This window comes from Alienimonas sp. DA493 (genome assembly GCF_043951915.1).
Lineage (GTDB): Bacteria > Planctomycetota > Planctomycetia > Planctomycetales > Planctomycetaceae > Alienimonas.
This window is the reverse complement of the sequence record NZ_JBINJD010000194.1, coordinates 1-8688: the sequence shown is the minus strand read 5'-3', so window position 1 is coordinate 8688 and position 8688 is coordinate 1. Positions and strand designations below refer to the sequence as shown.

The following is an 8688-nucleotide window of genomic DNA, read 5'->3' as shown; positions in this document are numbered from 1 at the left end:
GCGGCGGGGTGATCGGCGGCGACCGCGGCCCGAGCGAACGTCCCGCTGCCCGGGGGCGTTGCCGTTGCCGATTCGGACTGGCCCAGGGCGGCGATCAGCAGCAGGGAGACGCACATCATGGTTTCGATCCGATCCGGGGGCGGTACGATCAAGGTGGGCATCATCCCCCGCCCGCCCCGCCTCCCCAAGCCGACGCGCGGTTCTCGTCCGTCGCGACGCCTCGATTCGGTTCCCGTGCAGCTCCCCGTCCTCTCTGCCGCCCCGCCCCGCGTCTCCGAAGGAGGCGGCGCCGCCGCGCACGGCGCCGCGCAGGACGGCGCCGCGCCGACCTGCCGGTTGGTGACGCTCGGCTGCAAGGTGAACCAATACGAGACGCAGCTCGTCCGCGAAACGCTGCTCGCCAACGGTTACCGGGAGGCGGGCGACGGCGAGGGGGCGGACCTGTGCGTGGTCAACACCTGCACCGTGACCGCGGAGGGCGACCGCAAGGGCCGGCAGCTCGTCCGGCGATTGGCCCGCGACAATCCGCAGACCCGCACCGTGGTGATGGGCTGCTACGCCACCCGCGATCCGGAGGCCGTCGCCAAACTGCCGAACGTCGCCGAGGTCGTCCCTGACAAGCGGGAGCTGCCGGACGTCTTCGACCGGCTCGGCTTGATGAACCGGCCGGACGGCATCAGTGCCTTCGACGGCCGGCACCGGGCCTACGTGAAGGTGCAGGACGGCTGCATCCTGAAGTGCACCTACTGCATCATCCCCCAGGTCCGCCCTGGGCTGCGGACCCGGCCGGCGGCGTCGATCGTGAAGGAGGTCCGCCGACTGGTGGAGAACGGCTACCGCGAGGTGGTGCTGTCCGGCATCCACATCGGCCACTACGGCGTCGAATCGACCCGCGGTCGCAGCGGCAAGCCTCCCTACCGCCTCTGGCATCTGTTTCGGGAGCTGGACCGGATTCCCGGCGATTGGCGGATGCGGCTTTCCAGCGTGGAGGCCGCGGAGATCCATGACGACTTCCTCAAGGCCGCTGCGGACTGCGAGAAGCTTTGCCCGCAGTTCCACCCCTCGATGCAGTCCGGCAGCGACGCCACGCTGAAGCGGATGCGACGCCGCTACCGCATCGGCCGGTTCCTCGAAAAACTGGACCGGGTGCGCGACGTGCTCGGGGAAGTCACGTTCACCACGGATGTGATCGTCGGCTTCCCCGGCGAGACGGAGGAGGAGTTTCAGGAAACCCTCGCCGCCTGCGAGCAGGCCGGGTACGTGAAGGTGCACGTCTTCCCCTTCTCCGCCCGCCGCGGCACCCCCGCCGCCACGATGCCGGACCAGGTGCCGGGAGACGTGAAGAAGGACCGGGTGAAGCGGCTCGGCGAGTTCGAACGCGAGCTGGCCCGCACGGTGTACCGCTCCCGCCTCGGCCGGCCGACGGAGGTGCTGGTCGAACGTCCCGTCGCCGACCGGCCCGGCTGGGTCCGCGGCACGGACCGCTTCTTCTGCCCCGTCGAACTGCCCGGCGACTACGCCGCCGACGAGGGCCGGCTGGTGCACGGGATCGTCGAAGCCGAGGGGGAAACCGGCCTGACCGCCCGGCGGGTCGACGGATGACCGCTCGCCTGATCGCCGTGGAGGGCATCGACGGCTCCGGCAAGGGCACGCAGTCTCGCCTGCTGGTCGACGCCCTCCGCGCCGCCGGCCGCCGCGCGACCCTGCTGAGCTTCCCGCGGTACAGCGAGACGTTCTTCGGCGCCCGCATCGGCGACTTCCTGAACGGCCGATTCGGGTCGCTGGAGGCGGTCGACCCGTTTCTCGCCTCACTGCTGTTCGCGGGGGACCGGTTGGAGTCGAAGCCGGCGCTTGAAGCGGCGCTGGCGGAGCACGAGTTCGTCGTGCTGGACCGGTACGTCGCCAGCAACGTCGCCCACCAGGGGGCGAAGCGGGAGGGGGCGGAGCGGACGGAGTTGATCCGCCGGATCGAGCACGTCGAATTCGCCCTCAACGCCCTGCCCCGCCCCGACGTCACCGTCTGGCTGGACCTGCCCGTCCCGCTGGCGACGCGGCTGATCGCCGCGAAGGCGCAGCGGGACTACACGGACAAGGCGGCCGACCTGCAGGAGGCCGACGCGGAGTACCTCGCCCGCACCGCGGCGGTGTACGCCGAACTGGCAGCCGGCGACGGCTGGGCGCCGGTCCCCTGCTCCGCGGACGGCGAGGTCCGGTCGATGGAGGCCATCGCCGCCGACGTATTGTCAGCCGCGACCGAGGGGTGCGGGCCCCCCGGCCGCGGCTAACGCCGCCCCCGACCTATGCGGGCCGCGGCAAGCCCTCGATCTCGGGGAGCTCGGCCAACGATTTCAGGCCGAACGTCTCGAGAAACTTCGGGGTCGTTTCATACAGGAACGGCCGGCCGAGCGTCTGCTCCTCGCCGGCGGTGCGGATCAGCTTCTTGTCGATCAGCAGTTGTTTGAGCAGGTCGGCGCTCTGCACGCCGCGGACGGCGTCGACGTCGGCCCGGGTGCACGGCTGCCGGTAGGCGACGACGGTCAACGTTTCCAACAGCGGCGCCGACAGCGAATGCACCGTCGGCCGGGCGTGCAGGCGGTCCAGCCACGGGGCGAGGTGGCGCCGGGTGAGCAACCGCCAGCCGCGAGCGACGCGTTCGACGCGGAACGCCGAACCGGCCGCGTCGTTGCGGGCGTTGAGGGCGTCCAGCAGCGCCGCGGCCTCTTTCGCATCAATCAGCGAGGCCGCCTCCGCCAGCCGGCGGGTCGAGAGCGGCCGGTCCGCGGCCATCAGCGCCGCTTCCAGCCGGGCAAGCTTGGCCGTCGCGGCGGTCGAACGACGCGTCGGCGGGGCGAAGCGGCGGACGCGCACCCGTTCCGGAGGCGTCGGCCGCCAGCGGGCCGGGAGCGATCGGCTTGACGCCAGGAGCGAGTCGCCGTCGATCAACGGGTCGGTTCGACGAGGGCGAGGTCGCCGGCCTCAACGCCCGCGGTCGCCCGGCGGAAGCGCCGCACCTGGGCGAGTACGTCGGTGGCGGCTTCGGCGAGGGTCGCGGCTTCGGCCTCGAACCGCCGATCCACCTCCGGCCCGCCGGGGCCGGCGACGCTCCGCAGGGTGCAGCCGAAGTAGAACCGCTCGCCGGACGCTTCTTGATCGAGCCGTTCCGCCCCCAGTTCCTCCAGTTGATCGATGACCGTGCGGACGCTTACGGCGGCCGCGGCGTCGGCGGCGGCTTCCGCGGAGCGGACGGCGGTCGGTCGCGCCGGGTCGGCCGGCACCAGGCTGGCGATGGGGGACTCAGCCGCGGCGTTCTCCGAGGTCCCGCTCGCCGCCGTCACGGCGCCGGGGAACAGCGGGTCGTCGCCGAAACGGTCCGTCGGCTCTTCGCCGCCCGCCCAGCGGACGCCTTCCGCGGTCGGTTCGACATCCGGGGTCGATTCGTCCCGGCTGGACGCGGTCGCCGCGACCGCGTCGCCCTCCTCTTCAAACGCGTCTCCGAACCCTTCTTCCGTAAACGGGCCGGGGTCGCCGTCGGCGGCGCCGTCGCCGAGCGTCAGCCCGCCGCGGTCGGACGCCGCGTCCATCCCCGGCAGACCGATCGCCGCGAGGGTGGGGACCACCAGCAGCGGAGCGGTCAGCAGAAGCGTCGACAGTGGACCGTGAGCGTCACGCATCGCGGCCGCCTCCTGACGGACTTTGGGATGCACGGGATGCCGGCGAATCCGCCGGCGGGAACGCGGGTCGAGCACGAGGCGAACCGCCAACGGCGGTCGATCGAGGAACCCGGGGAGCGGCGATCGCGCAGCGATCGGCGCTCCGGCGGGGAAGGGTGCAACCGGCGTACCGCATCGAGTGAGAATCCAAGGGGATTCCTCTAGCCATGGCACGGGGGTTGCGTCGAGAGTCGGGGGCGCGGCGGACGTCGCCCGACTGCCGGGCGAGGAGGATCGCTCCGAGGCCGGAACTTTCAAGGCCCCTGCGTCACATTCCTCTCCTCGGTTGTAAGACTGACATCCGTCGCGACCCCGTGGGCCGCTCCGTTCGGCGCCGGCGCTCAGCCGGCGGAACGGACGGCCCGGACTGTCCTTCGGCCCTCCACGCCCCGCACCCACCGCCATGAGTCGCCCGGTCGTCGCCACCCCGCCCCGCCCCGTCGGATCGTCCCGGTCCGGTCGGTCGTCCGCCCCTGCCAAGGGCGCCTCGTCCCGCCTGACCCGCTGGGCGGCGCCGGTTCTCTTCGCGGCGCCGGTCGGGCTGGCCGTGTTGGTCGGCGGGAGCCTGCCGGACGTCGCGGTCGGGCAGGAAGCCGTTCCGCAGGGGGCCGGCACGCAGGCGGCTGCCGCGAAGGTGCACCCGCTGGAGAAAGCCCTCCGCTACGCCAAGGTCAGCCTGCGGGCGGCGGAGTCCCTGCCCTCCTACACCGCCACGCTGAAGCGGCGGGAAATCGTCGACGGCAAGCCGGTCGAGAACGAAGCCCGCATGAAGTTCCGGGCGGAGCCGTTCAGCGTCTACCTGCGGTTCACCAACCCGGAGAACGCCGGCCGGCAGGTGCTCTACGTGGAGGGGGCCAACGACGGCAAGATGCTGGTGCGGGAGGCCGGGGGCATCTCCAGCCTCGCCGGGACCGTCAGCCTGGCCCCGGACAGCGCCCTGGTCGCCGCCAACAGCCGGCACCCGATCACCCGGGCCGGCCTGGCGAATCTGACCCGCAAGGTGGTCCAGCAGTGGACGACGGAGTCCCGCTACGGCGAGTGCGACGTGAAATACTACGCCGACGCCCAACTGAACGGCCGCCCGGTGGTGGTGATCGAGTCCAGCCATCCGGTGCCGCGGCACGAGTTCCGCTTCGCCCGCACCCGGTTGTGGATGGATAAGGAGACGAAGCTGCCGGTCCGCCTCCAGCAGTACGAGTTCCGCCGCGGCGGCGGCGAACCGGTGCTCGCCGAGGACTACACTTACACCGACATCAAAACCGACGTCCGCCTGTCCGACCGCGACTTCCACCCGGCCAGCTACAAACTGTGAGCGAAGAGTCCGCCGAACCGACCGTGCCGAACGGTCTCACGCTCGCCCGGGACCTGGAGGAGCTGACGTTCTCCCCCGGCGTCGGCGACGCGTTGCAGGCCGCCCCGGCGCCGATCGGGTTCGTGCCCACGATGGGGGCTCTGCACGCCGGTCACGCCGCACTGATCGAACGGGCCGCTGAGGCGATGAGCCGCCGGAAGGGCGGCACGGTCGTGGTCTCGATCTTCGTCAATCCGACGCAGTTCGGCCCCGGCGAGGATCTCGACCGCTATCCGCGCACCCTGGAGGCGGACCTGCGGCTCTGTCGGGAGGCCGGGGCGGACGTCGTCTTCGCCCCGAGCGCCAGGACGGTCTACCCGGACGAACATCTCCACCCCGGCGGCATCGCCGCGTCGGTGCGGGTCGGCGGGCCGCTGACGGAGACGCTGGAAGGATCCCACCGGCCCGGGCACTTCGACGGCGTCGCCACGGTCGTGCTCAAGCTGCTGAACATGGTGCGCCCCGCCGTGGCCTTCTTCGGCGAGAAGGATTGGCAGCAACTCGCCGTCGTCCGCACGATGGCGAACGACCTGAACCTGCCGTACCTGATCGAGTCCGTGCCGACGGTGCGGGACGCGGACGGCCTCGCCCTGTCCAGCCGGAACCGGTACCTCTCCCCGGAGCAGCGGGCGGCCGCGGCGGAACTGCCCGCCGCCCTGTTCGCCGCCCGGGCCGCGATCGCGGCCGGCGACGCTCCCGCGGAGGTGGAACGCGCGCTGACCGACCGGCTGTCGGCCGCCGGCTTCGCGGTCGACTACGCCGCCGTGCGGTGTCCCACGACTCTCGGTCCGCCGCCGGCGAAGCCGCCGTACACGGTGCGGATCCTCGTCGCCGCCAAGCTCGGCGGCACTCGCCTGATCGACAACGTGGCCGCGACGCGAACCGCCTGACGGCCCCTTCCCTCTTCGTACTTCACCTCATCCCCACGGACGGGCCGCGATGCTCCCGATTCTGCTGCGCATCCGCCCTGACGAGTGGTTCGCCGCCCGGCTGGAGGACGGCGTGCCGGTCGTGGGCGTGTGGCTGCCCTGCCTGTTGTGGGCCGTCTACGCGGCGATCAGTCTGCGGCTGGCCCGCATCGCCGACGAGGCCCGCGGCGACGGCGAGGCGACGGAGGTCGCCGCCCAGCGGTGGGTGGGACTCGGGGGGCTGGCGGCGCTGCTGTCGTTGCCGCTGTGGATCGGCGGCGTGCTGCCGGACGGGTTCGCCGGCGTCCCGGTGTTCGGCTACGGGGTGATGATCTTCTGCGGCTTCGTCGCCGGCGGCTGGACCGGCCTGCGGCGGGCCCGCCGGGCCGGGTTGCCGGACGGGCTGGTGTACGACCTCACCTTCTGGGCGTTCGCCGCGGGCATCGGCGGGGCCCGGCTGAACTACCTGATGCGGTTCCACGAGCGGGTGTTCGCCGCGCCGGAGGGCCGGTCGCTGAGCCTGGCGGAGGCGGCGTTCCGGGCCGTGAACCTGACCGACGGCGGCCTCGTGCTGCTGGGCGGGGTCGTGGGAGCGGCGATCGCCTTCATTTTCGTGTGCCATCGGTGGCGGGTCAGCCCGCTGCTGGTCGCGGACGTCGCGATCCCCAGCGCCTTTCTCGGCCTCGCCTTCGGCCGCATCGGCTGTCTGATGTACGGCTGCTGTTGGGGCGATCGCTGCGAACTGCCCTGGGCGATCCACTTTCCGGAGGGCGGCGTGACCTACGAGGCGCTGGTCGGCCGCGGGTTCCTCTCCCCCGACGCTCCCCGCACCTACGGGCTGCACCCGACGCAGTTGTACAGCTCGTTCAACGCGCTCGTGCTGGCCGCTCTCACCGCGGCCTACTTCCCCCGCCGGCCGCGCAACGGGGCGGTGCTGGCCCTTGCCCTGCTGACCTATCCGCCCGCCCGGGCCACGCTGGAGGCGTTGCGGGGCGACGACACCGGGTTCCTCGACACCGGCCTGACGCACGCCCAGACGGTGGCGATCGTGCTGTTCGGTCTCGGCCTGCTGCTCACGGCGTGGCTGACTTGGGGGCCGGGCGAGCAGGACGGCTCCTCCGCGGCGGACGGCGCCGCCGGGACGGGGCCGGCGGGGACGGGTCCGGCGCGCGTGGCGGGGTGACGCGGGGACCGGCAGAATCGACAGGACCCGGCGTTCGCCGGCTCCGCCGCTTTGCGGGAACTTTTCAATTCGCCGCGTCGTCCGACGATTGCACCCGGCCGGAAGGCCCGCCCCATCCCCCACCCCTCGCCGACCGCCGACTCCTCCGCCCCGCCCGCCGGCTCCCCGCCGACCGCCCCCTGCCCGGTCGACGCCGCCCTCATCGCCCGCGCCGTGGACGACGGGGCGGCGGCGGCCGACCGGCGGGCGGCCTTCGGCGATCTGGTGGACCGGCACGCTGATCGTGTGCACGACACCCTCGCCAAACTGCTGGGCGACCCGCACGAGGCGTCGGACGCGGCTCAGGAAGCGTTCCTGAAGGCGTGGCGCAAGCTGAACACCTTCCGGGGGGACAGTTCGTTTCGGACCTGGCTGACCCGCATCGCGTTGAACGCCGCCGCCTCCCGCCGCCGCACCGCCGCCCGCCGCGGCTCCCGCACCGGCCTCCCGCCGGTGCCGCGGGAGGACGTGCGCGCCGCCGCCCCGGACGCGGCGACCCTCGGCGAGGAGCGCGACGAGGCCGTACGGGCCGCCGTCGCGGAACTGGCTGAGGAATTTCAGACCGTGGTGGTGCTCAAGGAGTTCGAGGAGCTGTCCTACGAAGAGATCGCGGAGGTCGTCGGCGTCCCGATCGGGACCGTCCGCAGCCGGCTGCACCGGGGTCGGGCGGAACTGAAGCGCCGGCTCGCCCCGCTGCTACGGGAATCGGTTGGCGAACCGCAGGCCGCGGAGGCGCCCCGATGAGCGACCCCCGCCCCCCCGCCGCCCCGCCGCCGGAACCGCCCCCCGATCACGCCGAGGACGCGGCCCTGACGAGCCTGCTGACGGCCCTCCCGCGGACCCCCGCCCCGGCTGGCTTTCGGGACGCCGTGCTCGCCGCCATCGCCGCGGACGAAGCCGACGCGGAATCGGCAACCGACGATTCTGCCGACCTGATCCAGCCGACCGACGCTCCTCGGATCGCTCCCGCCGCGGTTCCGGCGCCGCCCTCGCGGTGGCGGCGGGCGGCAGGCGTGATCGCCGGGCTGGCGCTGACCGCCGCGGCGCTCAGCGGGGTGGCCGTGCTCTGGTCCTGGTCGGCCGGAGAGCGGACGGCCGCGGTGGCGGTCAACGGAGCTGCCGTCGAGTCCCCCGCCGCCCCGTCCTGGATGGAGAAAGCCGAGGGCCCGCTTTCGTTCAATGCCGCTCCCGAGGCCGCCCCGCTAAGCGAAGCGGCCCCCGCGGATTTTGCGGATGCGGAACTCGCCGAGATGCGGGACGCCGACCGAGACGGCGTCGGCCTCCCCGCCGACGGGGCGCTGCCGGACGCTTCGCTCGCCGCGGCGTCGCCGCGGACGGTTCCGGAAGCGTTGCTCGCCGAAACGTCCGACCTCTCCGCGGTGCGGGTGGTGCGCGTGCAGAGCCCGTCCGCGGTCTCGAACCAGTTGGCGGTGCTGCAGTTTGAGCAGACGGCGTCCCGCAACGCGATCCGGCCGCGACCGGTCGAGCCGGAGAGGC

The 8688-nt window shown here is 72.9% G+C and carries 8 protein-coding genes and 1 pseudogene; 7 read left to right on the top strand and 2 right to left on the bottom strand.

Features of this window, described 5'->3' with window-relative positions:
- Positions 1–234: 234 nt before the first annotated feature.
- Positions 235–1602: a tRNA (N(6)-L-threonylcarbamoyladenosine(37)-C(2))-methylthiotransferase MtaB gene (gene mtaB, locus ACG2DA_RS20220; RefSeq protein WP_395258165.1), complete on the top strand. Its 1368-nt coding sequence runs from the start codon at positions 235–237 to the stop codon at positions 1600–1602.
- A complete protein-coding gene (locus ACG2DA_RS20215) occupies positions 1599–2285 on the top strand; it encodes a thymidylate kinase (RefSeq protein ID WP_395258163.1) in 687 nt (228 codons plus the stop codon). Before mtaB ends, ACG2DA_RS20215 begins: the two co-directional genes overlap by 4 nt.
- A 13-nt stretch (positions 2286–2298) precedes the next feature.
- Here the strand turns inward: ACG2DA_RS20215 and scpB are convergent, their stop codons facing one another.
- Together scpB and ACG2DA_RS20205 are read right to left on the bottom strand one after the other, a co-directional pair.
- The gene (scpB, locus tag ACG2DA_RS20210; RefSeq protein ID WP_395258162.1) at positions 2299–2868 is read right to left on the bottom strand and encodes an SMC-Scp complex subunit ScpB; all 570 of its coding nucleotides are present in this window, start codon (positions 2866–2868) and stop codon (positions 2299–2301) included.
- 71 nt (positions 2869–2939) lie between these two features.
- Positions 2940–3671 carry a hypothetical protein gene (locus ACG2DA_RS20205; RefSeq protein ID WP_395258160.1) on the bottom strand — a complete coding sequence of 244 codons (732 nt, stop codon included), beginning with the start codon at positions 3669–3671 and terminating at the stop codon, positions 2940–2942.
- 442 nt (positions 3672–4113) lie between these two features.
- Here ACG2DA_RS20205 and ACG2DA_RS20200 point away from each other — a divergent pair, with 442 nt between their 5' ends.
- The 5 genes and pseudogenes from ACG2DA_RS20200 to ACG2DA_RS20180 all read left to right on the top strand — a co-directional run.
- Positions 4114–5022: a DUF1571 domain-containing protein gene (locus tag ACG2DA_RS20200; protein ID WP_395258159.1), complete on the top strand. Its 909-nt coding sequence runs from the start codon at positions 4114–4116 to the stop codon at positions 5020–5022.
- A complete protein-coding gene (panC, locus tag ACG2DA_RS20195; protein WP_395258157.1) occupies positions 5019–5951 on the top strand; it encodes a pantoate--beta-alanine ligase in 933 nt (310 codons plus the stop codon). The genes ACG2DA_RS20200 and panC overlap by 4 nt, the downstream gene beginning before the upstream one ends.
- 49 nt (positions 5952–6000) lie before the next feature.
- Positions 6001–7152, top strand: a complete 1152-nt coding sequence (locus ACG2DA_RS20190) for a prolipoprotein diacylglyceryl transferase (RefSeq protein WP_395258156.1) — start codon at positions 6001–6003, stop codon at positions 7150–7152.
- Positions 7153–7203: 51 nt separating this feature from the next.
- The gene (locus ACG2DA_RS20185) at positions 7204–7935 is read left to right on the top strand and encodes a sigma-70 family RNA polymerase sigma factor (RefSeq protein ID WP_395258154.1); all 732 of its coding nucleotides are present in this window, start codon (positions 7204–7206) and stop codon (positions 7933–7935) included.
- Positions 7932–8688, top strand: a pseudogene (locus tag ACG2DA_RS20180) (hypothetical protein); the annotation flags it as partial. The gene ACG2DA_RS20185 and the pseudogene ACG2DA_RS20180, both read left to right, overlap by 4 nt.

Excerpts from the sequence above, each read along its gene's own strand:
- ACG2DA_RS20215 (WP_395258163.1), top strand. The coding sequence starts at position 1,599 with ATGACCGCTCGCCTGATCGCCGTGGAGGGCATCGACGGCTCCGGCAAG.
- ACG2DA_RS20205 (WP_395258160.1), bottom strand. The coding sequence starts at position 3,671 with ATGCGTGACGCTCACGGTCCACTGTCGACGCTTCTGCTGACCGCTCCG.
- ACG2DA_RS20190 (WP_395258156.1), top strand. The coding sequence starts at position 6,001 with ATGCTCCCGATTCTGCTGCGCATCCGCCCTGACGAGTGGTTCGCCGCC.
- ACG2DA_RS20200 (WP_395258159.1), top strand. The coding sequence starts at position 4,114 with ATGAGTCGCCCGGTCGTCGCCACCCCGCCCCGCCCCGTCGGATCGTCC.